This window comes from Wolbachia endosymbiont (group B) of Ischnura elegans (assembly GCF_947251585.1).
GTDB lineage: Bacteria > Pseudomonadota > Alphaproteobacteria > Rickettsiales > Anaplasmataceae > Wolbachia.
Genome location: NZ_OX366371.1, coordinates 266,590 through 283,862, shown reverse-complemented (window position 1 = coordinate 283,862; position 17,273 = coordinate 266,590). Strand labels below are relative to the sequence as shown.

General features: G+C 34.7%; 21 protein-coding genes and 1 tRNA gene. 15 read left to right on the top strand and 7 right to left on the bottom strand.

Going from position 1 to position 17,273, the window contains the following annotated elements; genetic code table 11:
* Positions 1-183 precede the first annotated feature (183 nt).
* Both OPR58_RS01455 and OPR58_RS01450 read right to left on the bottom strand, forming a co-directional pair.
* Positions 184-885: an ABC transporter ATP-binding protein gene (locus OPR58_RS01455; RefSeq protein WP_010405332.1), complete on the bottom strand. Its 702-nt coding sequence runs from the start codon at positions 883-885 to the stop codon at positions 184-186.
* A complete protein-coding gene (locus OPR58_RS01450) occupies positions 878-1,660 on the bottom strand; it encodes an MlaE family ABC transporter permease (RefSeq protein WP_029237671.1) in 783 nt (260 codons plus the stop codon). Before OPR58_RS01450 ends, OPR58_RS01455 begins: the two co-directional genes overlap by 8 nt.
* Positions 1,661-1,894: 234 nt before the next feature.
* On the opposite strand from OPR58_RS01450, the gene rpmF reads away from it, so the two are divergent.
* The 4 genes from rpmF to OPR58_RS01430 all read left to right on the top strand — a co-directional run bounded on the left by rpmF (position 1,895) and on the right by OPR58_RS01430 (position 4,301).
* A complete protein-coding gene (gene rpmF / locus OPR58_RS01445; RefSeq protein WP_006014434.1) occupies positions 1,895-2,077 on the top strand; it encodes a 50S ribosomal protein L32 in 183 nt (60 codons plus the stop codon).
* A gap of 8 nt (positions 2,078-2,085) precedes the next feature.
* Positions 2,086-3,123 (top strand): phosphate acyltransferase PlsX, encoded by a 1,038-nt coding sequence (gene plsX, locus OPR58_RS01440; protein ID WP_265022838.1) that lies wholly within the window; start codon positions 2,086-2,088, stop codon positions 3,121-3,123.
* Entirely contained in the window at positions 3,116-4,072 is a 957-nt protein-coding gene (locus tag OPR58_RS01435; RefSeq protein ID WP_265022837.1) for a beta-ketoacyl-ACP synthase III, read from the top strand. Before plsX ends, OPR58_RS01435 begins: the two co-directional genes overlap by 8 nt.
* A gap of 155 nt (positions 4,073-4,227) precedes the next feature.
* Positions 4,228-4,301 (top strand) — tRNA-Arg (locus OPR58_RS01430).
* An 8-nt stretch (positions 4,302-4,309) separates the two neighbouring features.
* Here the strand turns inward: OPR58_RS01430 and OPR58_RS01425 are convergent.
* Positions 4,310-5,260: a complex I NDUFA9 subunit family protein gene (locus OPR58_RS01425; protein WP_265022836.1), complete on the bottom strand. Its 951-nt coding sequence runs from the start codon at positions 5,258-5,260 to the stop codon at positions 4,310-4,312.
* A 48-nt stretch (positions 5,261-5,308) separates the two neighbouring features.
* Positions 5,309-6,685 (bottom strand): UDP-N-acetylmuramoyl-tripeptide--D-alanyl-D-alanine ligase, encoded by a 1,377-nt coding sequence (locus OPR58_RS01420; protein WP_265022835.1) that lies wholly within the window; start codon positions 6,683-6,685, stop codon positions 5,309-5,311.
* 184 nt (positions 6,686-6,869) lie between these two features.
* Here OPR58_RS01420 and OPR58_RS01415 point away from each other — a divergent pair, with 184 nt between their 5' ends.
* The 9 genes from OPR58_RS01415 (at position 6,870) to OPR58_RS11235 (ending at position 11,200) form a co-directional block, all read left to right on the top strand.
* Positions 6,870-7,604: a hypothetical protein gene (locus OPR58_RS01415; protein ID WP_265022834.1), complete on the top strand. Its 735-nt coding sequence runs from the start codon at positions 6,870-6,872 to the stop codon at positions 7,602-7,604.
* A 3-nt stretch (positions 7,605-7,607) separates the two neighbouring features.
* The gene (locus OPR58_RS01410; protein ID WP_010403548.1) at positions 7,608-7,889 is read left to right on the top strand and encodes a hypothetical protein; all 282 of its coding nucleotides are present in this window, start codon (positions 7,608-7,610) and stop codon (positions 7,887-7,889) included.
* 6 nt (positions 7,890-7,895) lie between these two features.
* Positions 7,896-8,264 carry an HIT domain-containing protein gene (locus OPR58_RS01405; protein ID WP_006014413.1) on the top strand — a complete coding sequence of 123 codons (369 nt, stop codon included), beginning with the start codon at positions 7,896-7,898 and terminating at the stop codon, positions 8,262-8,264.
* Positions 8,265-8,281: 17 nt separating this feature from the next.
* The gene (locus OPR58_RS01400) at positions 8,282-8,635 is read left to right on the top strand and encodes an NADH-quinone oxidoreductase subunit A (protein WP_064085468.1); all 354 of its coding nucleotides are present in this window, start codon (positions 8,282-8,284) and stop codon (positions 8,633-8,635) included.
* Complete coding sequence (locus OPR58_RS01395; protein ID WP_007302257.1) at positions 8,626-9,129, top strand: NuoB/complex I 20 kDa subunit family protein; 504 nt, start codon at positions 8,626-8,628, stop codon at positions 9,127-9,129. The genes OPR58_RS01400 and OPR58_RS01395 overlap by 10 nt, the downstream gene beginning before the upstream one ends.
* Before the next feature lies 1 nt (position 9,130).
* Positions 9,131-9,706, top strand: a complete 576-nt coding sequence (locus tag OPR58_RS01390; RefSeq protein ID WP_017532371.1) for an NADH-quinone oxidoreductase subunit C — start codon at positions 9,131-9,133, stop codon at positions 9,704-9,706.
* A gap of 3 nt (positions 9,707-9,709) precedes the next feature.
* On the top strand, positions 9,710-10,654 hold the full coding sequence (mdh, locus tag OPR58_RS01385) for a malate dehydrogenase (protein WP_265022833.1): 945 nt from the start codon (positions 9,710-9,712) through the stop codon (positions 10,652-10,654).
* 121 nt (positions 10,655-10,775) lie between these two features.
* Positions 10,776-11,024 (top strand): DUF6444 domain-containing protein, encoded by a 249-nt coding sequence (locus OPR58_RS01380; protein WP_265022268.1) that lies wholly within the window; start codon positions 10,776-10,778, stop codon positions 11,022-11,024.
* Positions 11,024-11,200, top strand: a complete 177-nt coding sequence (locus tag OPR58_RS11235; RefSeq protein ID WP_406846499.1) for an IS66 family transposase zinc-finger binding domain-containing protein — start codon at positions 11,024-11,026, stop codon at positions 11,198-11,200. The genes OPR58_RS01380 and OPR58_RS11235 overlap by 1 nt, the downstream gene beginning before the upstream one ends.
* Before the next feature lie 70 nt (positions 11,201-11,270).
* On the opposite strand, the gene OPR58_RS01370 is transcribed toward OPR58_RS11235, so the two are convergent.
* Positions 11,271-12,236: an IS110 family RNA-guided transposase gene (locus tag OPR58_RS01370; RefSeq protein WP_265022736.1), complete on the bottom strand. Its 966-nt coding sequence runs from the start codon at positions 12,234-12,236 to the stop codon at positions 11,271-11,273.
* A gap of 279 nt (positions 12,237-12,515) precedes the next feature.
* On the opposite strand from OPR58_RS01370, the gene tnpC (OPR58_RS01365) reads away from it, so the two are divergent.
* Together tnpC (OPR58_RS01365) and tnpC (OPR58_RS01360) are read left to right on the top strand one after the other, a co-directional pair.
* Positions 12,516-13,859 carry an IS66 family transposase gene (gene tnpC / locus OPR58_RS01365; protein ID WP_265022247.1) on the top strand — a complete coding sequence of 448 codons (1,344 nt, stop codon included), beginning with the start codon at positions 12,516-12,518 and terminating at the stop codon, positions 13,857-13,859.
* Positions 13,860-13,997: 138 nt separating this feature from the next.
* Complete coding sequence (tnpC, locus tag OPR58_RS01360) at positions 13,998-14,957, top strand: IS66 family transposase (protein ID WP_320109902.1); 960 nt, start codon at positions 13,998-14,000, stop codon at positions 14,955-14,957.
* 81 nt (positions 14,958-15,038) lie between these two features.
* Here tnpC (OPR58_RS01360) and OPR58_RS01355 read toward each other — a convergent pair whose 3' ends face one another.
* Together OPR58_RS01355 and OPR58_RS01350 are read right to left on the bottom strand one after the other, a co-directional pair.
* On the bottom strand, positions 15,039-15,836 hold the full coding sequence (locus tag OPR58_RS01355; protein ID WP_265022832.1) for a phosphoribosylformylglycinamidine synthase subunit PurQ: 798 nt from the start codon (positions 15,834-15,836) through the stop codon (positions 15,039-15,041).
* A complete protein-coding gene (locus OPR58_RS01350) occupies positions 15,833-17,086 on the bottom strand; it encodes a PstA family ABC transporter permease (RefSeq protein ID WP_064085769.1) in 1,254 nt (417 codons plus the stop codon). Before OPR58_RS01350 ends, OPR58_RS01355 begins: the two co-directional genes overlap by 4 nt.
* Positions 17,087-17,273 lie beyond the last annotated feature (187 nt).

Below are 17,273 nucleotides of genomic sequence, written 5' to 3'. Positions count from 1 at the left end.
TTCCGCAGTTGGAATTGGCATAATAATAAAAATTGATATAAGTTACTTTAGCTATATTTAATGCGTTGTTTTATAGCTAACACACCATACCACCGTGGCACTACACTAGTAACAGAACGACAATTGTCAGTAGCTCAAGTTAGGCTAGATATGGCATTCACAATATCGTTTGTAAACCTATAGCTATATATAATGAATGAATTTTTTTATATATTCGTTATTAGTATTTTGTATTTCTTGGACAGTTCCGTGGTAGATAATATTCCCTTCGTATAATACTGCTATTTTATCAGCTATTTTAAATGCACTATGAATATCATGTGTAATCGTGATAATTGTAGGGTTAAAGTCTTTAGATAATTTTATTATTATCTCGTTTACCATATCTGACATAATTGGGTCCAATCCTGAAGTTGGCTCATCCAATACAATAATTTCTGGATTGTGCGCAATCGCCCTTGCAAGTGCTACTCTTTTTTTCATTCCGCCTGATAGCTCGATTGGAAACATATCTGCTATGCTTTCCTCCAGTCCAACATCATTTAACTTCTCGATTGCTAGCTGTTTTGCCTCCTTTTCGCTGATATTAAAGCGCTTTTTATAATTAAAAGATATATTTTCCCACACTGTAACGTAGTCAAATAAAGCGGAATTTTGAAATAAGACTCCAAATTTATTTTTGCTTTCACTATTTATTTTAATAGACCCTGAGTCTGGTTTTAGCAATCCAATGATTATTTTTGTTAATACAGATTTACCACTTCCTGAGCCGCCAAGTATGACTAATGATTCCCCCTTCGATATATTAAAACTTATGTTGTTTAATATCGTTCTATCATCAAAAGACAAGCTTAGGTTCAATATTGATATTATGGGGCTATACATGTATCAAAGTAATCAAGTAGTTTGCTAAAATGATCAATATGGACGAAAAAACAACAGTTGATGTTGTAGCAACACCTACTCCTCGTGCACCTTCTCTACAATGGTAACCGTAATAACAACTTGAAACAGAAATTATAGCACCAAAAGCAGTCGCTTTCATTAGCCCAACAACAAAATCGTTTATATTAAAGAATTGAGCTGTATATTTTATGTATATATTTAAATTGTGGTTAAATTCAAAGACTGCGGTGACATACCCTCCAAATATTCCTATTAGATCTGCACATACTGTAAGTATTGGAAATACTATAACTGACGCTAGAATTCTTGGTGCAATTAAATATTTGAAAGGATTGATGTCCAAAGTTGTAAGTGCATCTATTTGTTCAGTGATGCGCATCGTGCCAATTTCTGCTGCAATTGAGGACCCAACCTTTCCTACCATTATTAAGCTAATCAAAACTGGCCCTAACTCTTTAATGATAGTGATCGTAACAAGCTTAGGTACTACTTGTTCTTGATTAATCAATAGACCACTTAAGCTACTTTGTAAAACTATCACCGCTCCTATAAAAACTCCAGTGAGCCCAACAATTGGTAAAGAGAAAAAGCCTATCTCTATAATTTGTTTTGCTACATTGCTAAAATAATACGGTGGCACAAAGCAGTGGTATAGAGATTGAATAAAAAACACAAATGCGTTACCAAGCCTCAACAGAAAGTTGATAAAGCACCTACCGATTATTCTAACACTGTTTACATCAAAGGAACTCACTTTGCATTTATCTTAGCTAAAAATTAGTTTTACTGATTTTATTAAAATTTTTATTAACTCTATCGCAGAGTATAGTCAAGATATGTCTTAAGTTCAATATACTTTGATCAAAATGCTTGAGTTTAAGTTTATAAGAGTGAATTGTATAAGAAAACCTTACTTATTTCGCTATTTACTTCTTGTAAAAAACATGCTACTAATAAATTGTGTTATATAATTGGATTGGAGTAAATCTTGGCAGTTCCAAAAAGAAAAAAGTCAAAGTCAAGGCGTAATATGCATCGTTCTCATCATGCTATTAAGCCTAAGAATATTGTGGTATGTGCAACAACTGGAGAATTCATGTTGCCTCACAACATAGCAGTTGACAATAGTTACAAAGGAAAACGTGTTTTCATTAAACAAAAGGCGGAGTAACTCATGATATGTTACCCACGGTCAACAACAACATAGTTATCGCACTTGATGCTATGGGAGGGGATTTTGCACCTCTTTCCGTAATTCAGGGTGCTAGTTTTTTCTTGGATAATCTTGTTGACCCAGGTGTTGAAGTTTTTTTTCATATTTATGGAGATCAGAAAGAAATATCTCCTTTGCTTTCAAAATACAAAAAAGTAAGCGATAACTCCGAATTTACCCATTGCTCTGATAATGTTCTTCCAAATGATAAACCCTCTTTTGCACTTAGACATCGCAAAGATTCAAGTATGAAGGCAGCTGTTGAAGCAGTGAAAAAAGGTAAAGCTTTTGGGATGGTGTCTTCAGGCAACACTGGAGCATTGATGGCTATCTCCAGATTTATTTTAGGAACATTACCCAATATCTATCGTCCGGCTATTGCATCTGTCTGTCCAACTAAGACAAAAAGCTTTGCATTGCTTGATCTTGGTGCAAATGTTGACTGTAATACTGACTCATTATTTCAATTTGCATTAATGGGGAGTATATTTGCAAAAATAGCATTAAAAGTTGAAAATCCTGAAGTCGCTTTGCTAAACATTGGTACAGAGGAAGTGAAAGGTACTGACTCAGTAAGAGGAGCTTTTGAGTTACTCAAAAATGCTCCAAGTATTAACTTCAAAGGATATATAGAGGCAAGTGAATTTTTAGATGGTAATATAGACGTAATTGTTGCTGATGGTTTTGTTGGTAACGTAATGCTCAAGACAGCTGAGGCAACTGCTGGTACTTTTATCAGTCTAATAAAACAGGAAGTATTTAATTCATGGATGACAAAAATGCTTGTCGGCATATTGTTGAAACCCAAGCTAAATAAAACATTAGAGCGTTTTAATCCTAAAATTAGAAGTGGAGCTATGTTTTTAGGGCTAAATGGTATCATTATAAAGAGCCACGGAAATTCTGATGCTATTTCTTTTGCTCACGCTATAAAATTTGCAGTAAATGCAATCAGTGAAAATTTGAACCAGAAGATAATTAACGGGGTAAGTCATATTGAATAAAAGTTTCATATTGAGCACTGGTTCTTACCTACCAAAAAAAATTTTGAGTAATAACGAAATTGCATCGATAGTTGAAACAAACGATGAATGGATAAGGCAAAGAACAGGAATAGTTCAAAGACATATAGCAGATGAAGGAGAATTAACGTCAGATCTAGCTGTAAATGCAGCAAAAAGTGCTATAGAAAAAGCTAAAATTTCAGTGGATGAAATTGACTTGATTATAGTTGCAACAACAACACCTGATAAAACTTTGCCTAGCTGTGCAACGATTGTACAAAGTAAGTTAAAATGTAAAAATGCATTTTCTTTTGATGTACAAGCAGCATGCTCTGGTTTTATATATGCAGTTACAGTTGCTGATTCGCTCATAAAATCTAACAATAGAATAAAATATGCGCTCGTTATTGGTGCTGAAATAATGTCTAGGATTGTTGACTGGGAAGATAGGTCAACTTGTGTACTCTTTGGTGATGGTGCTGGTGCAGTGATAATAAAATCAGAAATGGGTAGCAGCGGCATCATATCAACAAACTTACACTCTGATGGCAATGTGGACATACTATGTACAAACGGAGGAATATCCTCTACTCGTGATTCTGGAAAAATATGCATGAATGGAAGAGAAGTGTTTAAACACGCAGTAGAAAAGTTAACAATCTTAGTAGAGGAAACTTTGAAATGCAATAATTTGAAAATCACTGATATTAACTGGTTAATTCCCCATCAAGCAAACATTCGTATTATTGAAGCAGTAGTAAGGAAATTAGATTTTCCTATAGAGAAAGTGATTAATACCGTTGATAAGCATGCAAACACCTCAGCAGCGTCAATTCCACTGGCCTTAGACTATGCAATACAAGAATCAAAAATAAAATCAGGAAATCTGGTACTGCTGATTTCAATAGGTGCAGGCCTAACCTGGGGTTCTGTGTTACTGCGCTATTAGACTTCCTGCATTATTTCTCGTCACTCAAGCTTCTTTTTTTTTAAGTTTCAGCGTTACATGCTGTACTGACAAAGTTTTAAGATATTATTACAAACATCATATTCACAAGAAATACTTGACTTCACGTGTACTAAGAAGCATTTTATATATGCTGTGTGCCCGTAGCTCAGTTGGATAGAGCAACAGCCTTCTAAGCTGTGGGTCGTAGGTTCGAATCCTACCGGGCACATTCTTCTATCAATACTTTCTATAAATCTTCAAGTACTCTGGCACCACATTTTCAATCGCTAATGGTCGAATTTTCATTATTTCAAGATCATCTGACTTTTCGATTGAACTACTCATCATAACTTTCACCTGATCTCGAGTAAGTATAGGACTTGCATCTCCGGTTATGGGTTTTAACAGCACAGAAACAACTTTACTTTCTAAGAAGAAGGCTATCAATCTTGCCATTGGAAAAGATACATTGATCAGTAAACACTTTCTGTTAGTAACATTCAGAATAAACTTTAATAAGCTTTTAAAAGAGTAAACTTTTGGTCCACCTATATTATAAATTTTTTTATCTTGCTTATTAAAGCTGATAATACGGTATACCACTTCAGCTAAGTTTGTTACACATATCGGCTGAAACTTCGTTATTCCACTACCGATTAACGGCAAAAAAGGAAGAATTGTTGCTAATCTTGCAAATTTATTGAAGAAACTATCTTCTTTACCGAATACAAGACTTGGCTTAATTATTATTGCTCCCTGAAATGCTGAAGTTACAGCTTTTTCACCTTCTAATTTACTGTGGGCGTATCTTGACAGCTTACTATTTTCTATTCCCATGGCAGAAAAATGTATCATCATGTATACACTTTTTATTTGCGCAGCTTTTGCTATTCTTTCAGCTACTCCAACATGAACGTCATAGAAATCGTATTTTCTTTTTTCATATAATATTCCTACTAAATTTATAACAACATCACACCCCTCCATACTTTCTAAAATTGATTTTTCATTAAAAAAATCTCCTTCAATTATTGATATTTGTCCTAAATTTCCACATAACTTCAGACAAGCAGCTTTTTCCTGATCACGAGTAAATATTCTTATTAAATACCCCGCCGCTGCCAAGCGTCTTACGATGTGTTTTCCTATAAATCCCGTTCCACCAAAAATAACTATACGTTTTATCACAGTTAAAACTTCCAATAACTTAACTTTAAATTAATACAATAGTTTTATTTAATATTCTATTGTGAATTCCTGCACTATAAGGTCCATTCTCATTCCATGAGAACCTTTAACTAAAATTACATCATTACCTTGAACAATATTAGCTAAATTACTTTTCAATTGGTTAGAATCATCGAAATGCATGCCTTTTATATTCTCCGGTAAAAGTTTATTCAATTCTAACATAAATTTACCAACTGTATGAACTTTATTCACATTTTGTTCTACTATAGAGTCAAGCAACTCTGTATGAAATACTATGCTTTCATTACCAAGTCCTAACATATCGCCAAGTAGTGCCACTTTTCTTAAATTAGAATATGTACCTAAAGTTCTTATTGCAGCCTTCATTGAAGTAGGGTTAGCATTATAGGAGTCGTTAATCAAATGTACTAATTTTCCATTGTATTTAGCTTGATGAACATTACCTCTACCTTCTGTTACAGTAAAATTCTCAAGTGCTAGTGGTAATTTAGATAAATCAAGTTCGAGACTTTGCAAAACTGCTGTAACAACTAATGCAGAGTATGCAAAATGTTCGCCTTTTACAGGTAAATTACAGTTCATAATTTGACCACTGTTCAGTTTGATTTTTAAATTTAGACCGTTATCGTCTCTTATTAGGTCTAACAAACAAACAGTAGCACTTTCATTCTTACCAAAGCTTACTACATTTCTGTTAGCATTTGATAAGAGATAATCATAATGTTCATTATCCTTATTCAAAACCAAAGTACCATTATTTTTCATACCATGTAGAATTTCTAATTTCGCTTGCGCAATATCAAGTAGAGATGAAAAATTTTCAACATGCGCAGGTTCAATGTTGGTAATAACTGCAATATCCGGATTGCTAATCTCCGATAACTCTTTTATTTCACCAGCTCTACTCATTCCTATTTCAAGGATTAAATACTGGCAGTCTTCTGGCGCTTTTAGAATCGTAAAAGGCAATCCTATATTATTATTCAAGTTACCTTCATTTACATGAGATACTCCATAATGCAACAAAACAGTGTTAAGCATATCTTTTGTAGTGGTTTTCCCAACACTACCTGTAATTGTGATAACTTTAGCATTAACAAGAATATTTCTAATGTAATATGATGCCATATTATGCAAAGCTTTTAGAGTATCTTGCACAATAATTAGAGGAAAATTTCTATATTTATCTTCGCTTACTACCGCAGCAACAGCTCCTTTTAAAAATGCTTCATGTAGAAAATCATGCCCATCAAATTTCTTTCCCTTGAGAGCAATAAATAAATCACCTTTTTTTATGCTTCTTGTATCCGTTGAAATATTTGAGCTATATACCGAATTACAAACACCCTCCCCTCTTCCGCCAGTAGCATCGATAATATTATTTGCGTTCCATTTTAACATAATTTATCTTTAAAGGTAATTTGAACAAGAAAAGCAGCAAAAATACTAAATACTTTGGTAATGTACAAATAATGATTGCTATCTCTATAATTTCATCTTATAATAGATATACAAGCTTAAATATTTTCGTCTATAATTGGGTGTATTTTACTATCTGATTGTAGAAAGTGACTTGGAGGTATGTATGGCAAAAGATGAGTCAAATAAAAAGTCTATTTTGGCTAAGATAAAAGGCGTGTTTTTTCTTGTGCCTAAAGCACTTATTTATCCTATAAAGAAACCGTTTGCTTCAATTGATGAAATGAAGCATGATGCTAAAGTTTCATTAAAAAAGGCTGTGAGTGATGTACCTAAAGAAGAAGAGAAATATGACCCACCTATAAAAACCACAGAAGCTAGTAAGTACCTTGGCATACAAATAACAAAACAAGAAAAAGGTAAGGTAAGTTTTTTAGCGTCAAGAACTTTAACGGGGGATATACCTTACTTGAGTCCAGAGAAATTAGATAAAATAAGGAAAGATCTGCCAAATATAACTATTTTTAGAGAAGGAAACAAAATTGTAATTGAAGTTGATGTTGAGAAGATTATCCAAGAAATAAAAGATAAAAATCCAGGTATAGATGAAAAAGTAATGAAAAAGTACGCTCTTGAAGGAATTTATAATAAAATTGATTATGATCTCAAAAATTTGGCAAAAATTACTGGTGGAGAGTTTAAAGTTCACACAGACCGAAAGTTGCTGTATGATATTGCAGAAAAGTTGTATAGTGGATACGATAGTAAAAAGCAACAGTCACAAGAAGTTATAAGGTCTATAGGTAAAGAAAAGTCATCAGAGAAAATTTTAAATAATTGGCAAAAAGCTATTAAACAAGATTTTGAAAATTGCGAAAGCATAAGAGGTAGGGGGAAATAAATTATGGAGAGTGTTATGAAAGAAGTTAAAATAGAGGAAAGGTATCATAGCCTAACTGTTCCTGGAGATATGTATCATTTACAACCAGAAGTTATTGCTGCAAGAAGGGCAAAAAGAATAGAAACGTTTTCAAAAAGACACCAAATGGACTATGGGTCAGTTTTGCGTGGACAAGATATACAGCTAAAAGACGTTTCAAGTCTTGAAGATGCTTCTAGCGAAGCAGCAATAAGCCCACCTTCTACACCAAATCATAAGCAAAATAGAAGAGGACCAGGAATTTAATAAAGTATGGGTAGTACAGCTTATGATGACACTAATATTTTTGCTAAGATATTAAGAGGTGAGTTGTCTTATGAGGAAATACATAAAAATGAAAATGTGCTAGCTTTTCGTGATAAGTATCCTGATGCACCAGTTCATATTCTAGTTATACCAAAAGCTCAATACGTTTCATACGATGATTTTGTTCTGAAAGCTTCCGAAGAGGAAATAGTAAGTTTTTTTAAAACTGTTAGAGAAATAGCACATAAATATAACTTAGAAAAAACAGGATATAGATTAGTTACTAATCACGGTAAAGATGGAGAGCAAGTTATACCGCACTTTCACATACATATTTTAGGTGGTAAAAGATTAGGAAAGCATGTAAATTCATAGTGTTATATGTTTTTTAAATGAGTGAATATTTAACCATATTAATTTTTATCTGTGTATCAATTGTAGTATCCTTTACTTTAGGTGTATTACCTATGTTTCTTGCAGTCAGTAACCCAGATGGTGAAAAGCTTTCTACATATGAGTGTGGCTTTAATCCTTTATCAAGAGCCAGAAAAAGTTTCGACATAAAATTTTACTTAGTTGCAATATTGTTCATAATATTCGATTTAGAAATTGCTTTTCTTTTCCCTTGGGCCGTTTCTTTATCTAAAATAAGCTATTGCGGATTTTGGTCTATGATGATATTCCTTGCAATACTTACTATAGGCTTTATTTATGAGTGGTGTAAAGGTGCGTTGGAATGGGAATAAATTTATCTAATGGCGACTGGAATCGTTACAAAAAAGAAGGTTTTCTTATCACTAAATTTGGCGATTTAATAGATTATATAATGAACTGGGCAAGGTCTGGTTCATTGTGGCCAATGACATTTGGTCTTGCATGTTGCGCAGTAGAGATGATGCACACTGCATCCAGTCGTTATGATCTTGATAGATATGGCATAATCTTTCGTGCAAGCCCAAGGCAAGCAGATGTTATGATTGTTGCTGGCACGTTAACTAATAAAATGGCAGCAGCATTGCGTAAAGTTTATGATCAAATGGCAGATCCCAAATACGTCGTCTCTATGGGAAGTTGTGCAAATGGCGGTGGCTATTATCATTATTCTTACTCAGTAGTCCGTGGTTGCGATAGAATTGTGCCAGTTGATGTGTATGTTCCTGGATGCCCTCCAACTGCTGAGGCGTTGCTATATGGAATGCTATGTCTACAAAATAAAATAAAACGAACTAAAAATATATAGCATGGATAAAACTGCAAAATACATACAAAAAAAGACTAAATGTGAATGTATTCAGAAAAATGATGGCACTATTGTAATATATTCAGCTTTGAATGACATTGAAAATCACTTACTCTTTCTACGTGATGATGAAAAGTGTAGGCTTGAATTATTAGTTGACGTTTTTGGAGTTGATTACCCAGATAGAGAAAAACGTTTCGAGCTAATATACAATTTGCTCAGCGTTGTACACAATATCAGAGTGCACATAAAGCTTCAGTTATGTGAAGGTGATATACCTCTAAGTGTAGCAAAGATATTTAACGCAGCTTCGTGGTTTGAGCGTGAAGTATTTGATATGTATGGAATAGAGTTTTCTGATCACCCAGATTTACGTAGGATTTTAACGGATTATGGATTCAAAGGTCATCCAATGTTAAAAGATTTTCCTCTCACTGGCTACGAGGAAGTAAGATACGATATAGAGGCAAAAAAGGTTGTATATAATCCTATAGACTTACCACAAGATTTTCGTATGTTTGACAGCTTATCCCCTTGGGAAGGTAGTAAAGCCACAAAAGTAAATATAAAGGAGTAGAAAATGACAGCACAAAGAAAAAAAATATCTTTGATTGGTGCGGGAAATATCGGTGGGACTCTTGCCCATATGATTGCACTAAGAGAGCTAGGAGATGTTATTTTGCTTGATGTAAGCGATGGAATACCACAAGGTAAAGCGCTTGACATTACAGAATCATCTCCTATTGATCGATCTAATGTCAATATTACTGGTACAAATAGGTATGAAGATATAAAAAACTCTGACGCAATTATAATAACTGCTGGCATTGCCAGAAAACCTGGAATGAGCAGAGATGACCTTCTGCAAACTAATGCTGCAGTAATGAAAGAGGTTGGGGAAAATATTAAAAAACATTCTCCAAACGCATTTGTAATAGTGGTTACCAATCCTTTAGATGCTATGGTTTCAGTAGTATACAAATCTTCAAGTCTGCCAACTAATATGATTGTTGGTATGGCAGGAGTGCTTGACTCTGCTCGTTTTCGTTATTTTCTTGTAAGTGAGTTAAATATTTCTGTCGAAGATGTATCTGCTTTTGTGCTTGGAGGACATGGTGACACTATGGTACCACTAATCAATTATGCTTCAATTGCTGGCATTCCACTTACCCAAATCATTGAGATGGGTTTGATTACGCGAGGAAAAGTTGATGAAATAGTTGAGCGCACTCGTAATGGTGGAAAAGAAATAGTTGATCTACTTAAATCTGGATCTGCATACTATGCTCCTGCATCTTCAGCCATAAGCATGCTAGAATCATACTTAAAAGATAAAAGGCGTATATTACCATGCGCTGCTTATCTTAATGGTGAATATGGTGTGAAAGACTTATTCATTGGTGTTCCTACTATTATTGGCAAAAATGGAGTTGAGAAAGTTCTAGAAGTTAAAATGAACGATAGTGAACAAGAGATGTTTTATAAATCTGTAAGTGCAGTAAAAGAGCTCTGTCAGCTAAATTAATTGCCCTATAGAATTTCTTTGAGCTCAAGCTTCGAAAACGTAACCGTTCACGGAGATAAGGTGGTTTACAAAGTAAGTATAAAAGTGTAAAGAGATAGGAATCTAAATATGGAATGGGTAAATGACAACAGTGCTGCAAGAAAAGGTTGTAGCAGAAAACGCTAATCTCAAGGAAGAAATAAAAGCACTGATCAGAGAAAATGATAGCTTGAAAGCAAAAATAGTTGAATTAGAAGACAAATTGGGCTTAAATTCGCAAAATTCTCATCGCTGCCACCATCACGAGATATATATCGTAAGAAAGCAAAAAAGAAAAGTGATAAAAAACCAGGAGGTCAGCCAGGACATAAGGTGCATAAGCGTGAATTAATGGCTGCAGACGAGGTAGTGAGATGCACAATTGATACAATTTGTATGTGTGGAGGTAAGATTACTTTAGAAGATGAAATTATTCATCAGAAGGCAGAGTTGCCAGAAATTAAGCCAATTGTAACTGAGTACAGGTTGCAAAGAGGACATTGTAGCAGTTGTGTTAAAAGTCAATAGAAAAATTGATGTAGCTGTGAATAAGTACTTAAAATTTGTGTGGGCGTACTTATTCACAGCTATGCTATTGCTATATAGAAGCAGTTTTAGGGCTATACTCCTCAGTAAACAGTCTACCGTCTCTTACTAAAGAGTTAGCAAGGATAAGTAATTTTCTCATTGCAGCAGTAGAGGTAACTTTATATGGTTTTTTATATTGATTGTATAGCCTATCAAAGAAGATTTTTATATAAGAATTGTACCTTTGCGCACTAAGAATGCACATATGTAAAACCTTTCTAATTTGTGATCTACCACCCTGAATACACCTTTTTCCCTTACTAAAACCACTATCTCGATTAAAAGGTGCAACTCCGGAAAGGCTGGATATTTCTTTATGTTGGAGAGTTCCAAGCTCGGGTAGATAACAAATAAAAGTAATAGCTGTTATTGCACCTACACCAGGTATACTAGTTATTGACATGTACTTTTTTTTAAGCTCTTGATTTTTATCGACTAATTCCATTACCTCATCTTCTAAGACTTGAATTTGATTTTGTAAAATTGCAAGTAGCTCTTCCATTTGTTTGATTATAGATAAATCGGTTACTTGATGAGCTTGGGTTTTTTGTATTTTTGCTATTTCTACTAGTTGATTCCTGCGAGATAATTTTTGCTTCAAACAGTCAATACTACTAACTTTTAAAGGAGTGACACGCATGTCTGTATTACTAACATAACGTGAGATGATGCTACAGTCTATTTTATCAGTTTTAGTAGCAATACCAAGGCTTTTTGCATAATCTCTCACCCATCTTGGTTGAATGACATATACTTCAAAACCATGGCTTAATAAAGTATAAGCACATAATTTTTCGTACCCACCAGTTGCTTCAAGTCCAACTTTGGTTACGTTATGTAAACGCAAAAAGTCGATTATTTGATCAATAGCTTGAACGTTATTTTCAAATACTTTATGATGTCCAAGTGGATGAATATGGATATCTAGTTTATTTTTGCTAATATCAATGCCAGTAATAATATTTGATAAATTCATAATCCCTCCATAAATAATGTGTATACTGCATTTTCCACCCTTATATACGAGCCTAAAAGCTCAACCAGTTGTTCGGAACTTTCAGTATAATAAACCAGAGAGGAGAACCTGTAACCGTTCACGCAATGGCGTCAACTTAAGAGCCTTCATTAGCAGACTCTCCTAAAGACATGATGGCGTTTAGGCTTATCAACTTTGTCCATTCACGGTATAAGAAAGTAGTTTACAAAAATTGCATAATTAGTATAAAAAACAATAAACTAGATAGATGAGGGGTTGATGATAGAGGTGCTACAAGAAAAGATTGTGGTATTGGAGTCAGAAGTTGGTACTCTGAAAGCAGAGAATGATAAGTTAAGGACAAAAATAATTGAGCTAGAGGATAAGCTGGGTTTAAATTCAAAAAATTCATCGCTGCCACCATCGCAAGATGTATATCGCAAAAAGACAAAAAAGAAGAGCGATAAAAAACCAGGCGGGCAGCCAGGACATGAAGCGCACAAGCGGGAATTGATGGTAGCAGATGAGGTGGTAAAATGTTCAATTGATACAATTTGCATGTGTGGAAGCCAAGTTATTTTAGAAGAAGAAACTGTGCATCAAAAGGTTGAATTGCCAAAAATTAAACCGATAGTGACTGAATATAGGCTACAAAAAGGCTACTGTAAGGCGTGTAAGAAAAGGATCTCAGCTAGTCTGCCTGAAGGTGTGACAAGGGATCTTTTAGGAGCTAATGCAAAAGCAGTAATTAGCAGTTTTAGTGGATTTTTTATCAATTCAAAAAGGGAAGTACAGCAAATTTTGAGCAGCATATTTAATCTGAATATAAGCCTAGGTTTGGTATCAAAGACCGAGGGTAGAGTATCAGAAAAATGTATATCTGAATACGAAAAAATAAGAGAAGAGCTACGGAAAAGCAAGTATTTACATATAGATGAAACAAGCCATAGGAACCAGGGAAAGAAAGGTTGGAGTTGGGTAGTAACGAATAAAACAGCAACACTTATGAAGTTAGTTGGATCTCGCGGAAAGAAGATATTAAAAGGGCTATTGCCAGAGTATGATGGAATAGTTATAAGCGATAGGTATGCTGCGTATAATTACTTTAATCGTGAAAACAGACAGATATGCTGGGCCCATTTAGCAAGGGACTTTGAAAGGTTTTTTTACAGTAAAAATGTTGAAGTGAGCAGAATTGGCGCAGCATTAAAATCGCTGAGCAACAGGGTATTTGTGGTAGATAGAGCACGTAAACAAAACCTGATAGACAATTTAAGATTTTTCCGGTTAATGAGGAAGATTCGAAAAAGGGTGAAACATTTTTTGCGAGAGATAACAAGGGTTGCAAAAGGAACTCAGGCCTCGAGAATGGCTGCCAATATACTACGTTCTGAAGATATGATGTGGAGATTCGTGCGCAATCCTGATCTGATCGAGACAACCAATAACCTTGCAGAACGTCAGGCTAGACGGTACGTCATTTATCGTAAAAATAGTTTTTTCACTTGGTCAGAACGTGGAGAAAAGTTCATTGAAAGAATGCTTTCGATATTTTTGACTGCACGTTTGAATGATCAGAATCCTGTCCAGAAACTACAGAATTTAGTCGCTATTCCTGCCTAATTGGGAATATTCCGTGAACGGTTACAGGAGAACCTTGCTGCAAAACGGTCCTTATGACCAAGAGTATGTACGGTTCCTCCTCTCTGCGTGTCTTTATACCGCCATTTCGTGACATTTATAAAGACTTGTTTTTAACATATAAGAGTATGTAATAAAAGAATTACAGCAAATTTACCCGAAGGTGTTGCAAGAGATTTTCTAGGACCCAATGCTAAAACAGTTATAAGCAGCCTTAGCGGCTTTTTTATTAACTCAAAAAGAGAGGTACAGCAAATTTTGGGCAGTATTTTTAATCTAAATATAAGCCTTGGTTTAGTCTCAAATACTGAACGCAGGGTATCGAAGAAGTGTGCATCTGAATATGAGAAAATGAAGGAAGAGTTGCAAGGAAGCGAGTATTTGCATATAGACGAAACAGGGCACAGAAATCAAGGAAAGAGAGGCTGGAGTTGGGTAATAACAAACAAAGCGTTGACACTTCTGAAGGTAAGCGAGTCTCGTGGTAAGAAGGTGTTGAAGAGTTTACTGCCAGAATATGATGGTATAGTTGTGAGCGATAGATACGCTGTATACAATTACTTCAATCGTGAAAATAGACAGATATGTTGGGCACATCTGGCAAGAGATTTTGAGAGATTTGCCCATAGTAAAAATGTTGAAGTGAGCAAAATTGGCCAAGCACTAAAATCGCTCAGCAATAAGGTGTTTGTAGTAGATAAGGCAAAAAAACAAAATTTGATAGATAATTTGAGATTTTATCGACTGGTGCGAAAAATTCGGAAAAGGGTAAAACATTTTTTACGTAAAATGACGAGGGTTGCAAATAGCACTCAAGCTTCAAGAATGGCCGCTAAGATGTTACGATCTGAGGATATGATGTGGAAGTTTTTAAGAAAACCTGAAGTGATAGAAACAACTAATAACCTTGCAGAACGGCAAATTAGACGGTACGTAATTTATCGTAAAAACAGCTTTTTCACCTGGTCAGAACGTGGAGAAAGATTCGTGGAAAGAATGTTGTCGATATTTTTGACATCACGTCTAAATGGCCAGAACCCCTTTCAAAAGCTACAGAATCTAGTAGCTGTCACTGCTTAGTTCTTTAATTCATTCTCACAATCCGTGAACGGTTACCTTTTTATGGCTTAAAAACTTGTTGTATGTAACGTATTGTAATACTTACGCAAAATATTTTAGTGCATTCTCAAATATGAGCATTCCATTACCATATTTTGGCATAGCCACTCCTGAACGTTTACATTTTTCTTTTTCAAGAGGCCAGTTGTCCTGCTGAGTAAAAAATATTCCTCTCTCTGGGTGAGGCATTAAAGCTAAAACTCTACCACTTTTGTCTGACAAAGCTGCCAGGTCGTATATAGATCCGTTTGGATTGTAAGGAAATTGTAAATTTGCATAGTCACCATTTTCATCAACGTAACTCAGTGCAACGGAATTATTTTCAATCAATTGATTTAAAATATCTTGATCCATAAAAAACCTGCCTTCTCCATGAGCAACAGGAAGATATAGCTCACTCAGGCCCCGTAGCCAAACAGAACTACTCTGCGGATTAACTCTCACTCTAATCCAACGACATTGGTAATTACCTATATCATTAGAGGTTAAAGCTAGATTAGAGAATTCTGGAACTAATTTTACTAATATCTGGCAACCATTACATATCCCTATAATAAGCTTATCCTGAGATAAGAAATTTTGAAATTCGTCTAACAAGTTGTTTTTTATACGCAAAGCAAATGCATTACCAGCACCAGTATCATCACCATAGGAAAAACCTCCTGGAATTGCAAGTATATTGCTTAATTTCAGTTCACTTGGATTATCTATAATATCATTAATGTGAACGATTTTTACTTCAATATTATTAATACCAAGCTTTCTGCTGCATTCCATAAATGCAAATGCAGTTTCTTTTTCGCAATTTAAGCCATAACCAGAGAGGATTGTAATTTTCATGAATCAAAAAACTCGAACTTTCTTTTTACAAAATTTGCTATTAAATTCAAAGCAAATAGCATTAACAATAAAGCTATAATTGCAATGGCAGCAAGCTCAATAAATGCAATTTCAGGACTACTTGACCATATGTATATTTGTACAGGTAAAACAGTTGCCGGATCGAAGAAGGATGTAGGTGTATCAGCAATAAATGCTACCATGCCTATCATAAGTAAAGGGGAAGATTCGCCTAAAATCCTTGCAATTGCAAGCACTGCACCATGTATTATCCGTGGCAACGCAATCGGTAAAGAGTGATCCAATATCACCTTGATGTGAGGTGCACCTAGCGCAAACGCTGCATCTTTTATTGCAATAGGAACGTTTGTAAAGGCATTTTTTGTTGCAATAATAATATTAGGCAGCATCATAAATGAAAGAGTCATCCCGCCAACAAGCGGTGAAGAACGGGGTAAACCAAATATGCCCAAGTAGAGAGTCAGTCCTACCACACCAAATATTATCGAAGGCACTGCAGCAAGGTTATTCATGCTAATTTCTACAATACTGGTTATTAGCCTATTTCTAGGCATAAATTCATAAAGACAGATACCTGACATAATTCCTATTGGCAATGCCAACGCTAAGCATACTATAATTGTCATTAATGAACCGATAAATGCCCCTAAAATCCCTGCATTCTCAGGCTCACAAGAATCAGACTTAAGAAACAGAGACTTATTAAAAAATTTTCTTACTCTTCCCTTCTCTTTTAACCAATCAAGTAATTTAGCATAATGATCATTCAAACATTTATTTTTATATAGTGAATTGATCACACTTGATGCGGTAAACCAAATCTCATATTCACCACTATTTTTTACTCTCTTAAGAAAAAACCTCTCTAGCTCCTTGTAAGAGTTACGACTTAAAATTTCGTCACTGTCTTTAAAGTCAATTCCTTCAAACACTTTATGTAAAGAGTTATTGAGTAGTCTAATGGACTTATATCGTAAATCACCAGGATTATTAGTTAAAATAAGATCAGCATTTATTTCAACTGGCAATAAAATTTTCGTTACTGTTAAAGCACTGTAAGAGTTAACTAATATACTTAGTAATATACATATAGGACACCCAATTGAGACAATCAGTGCTGTAAAAGAGCAAAAGCATAAAATGCTGTTCTTTTTATTTTTTCTTTTTACACGAGCATGTACGCGCTTAGATTGAAGTAACTTAAGGAAGTTTTTCTTTATTATACCCATTTACTTTTCTTTACATGAGGATTTGAAAAGACTTTCCCCTTTTTCCAGTGCTTGACACTGAGATCTAACAGGCTTTGCCTGCAAATAATTTTTATATTTTCCATGAAAGCACAAACCAAAAGGAGAATCTGGATCCCAGTGTCAAACATTGGGATGACACCACAGCAGGAGGCAAAGTACAGTTGTG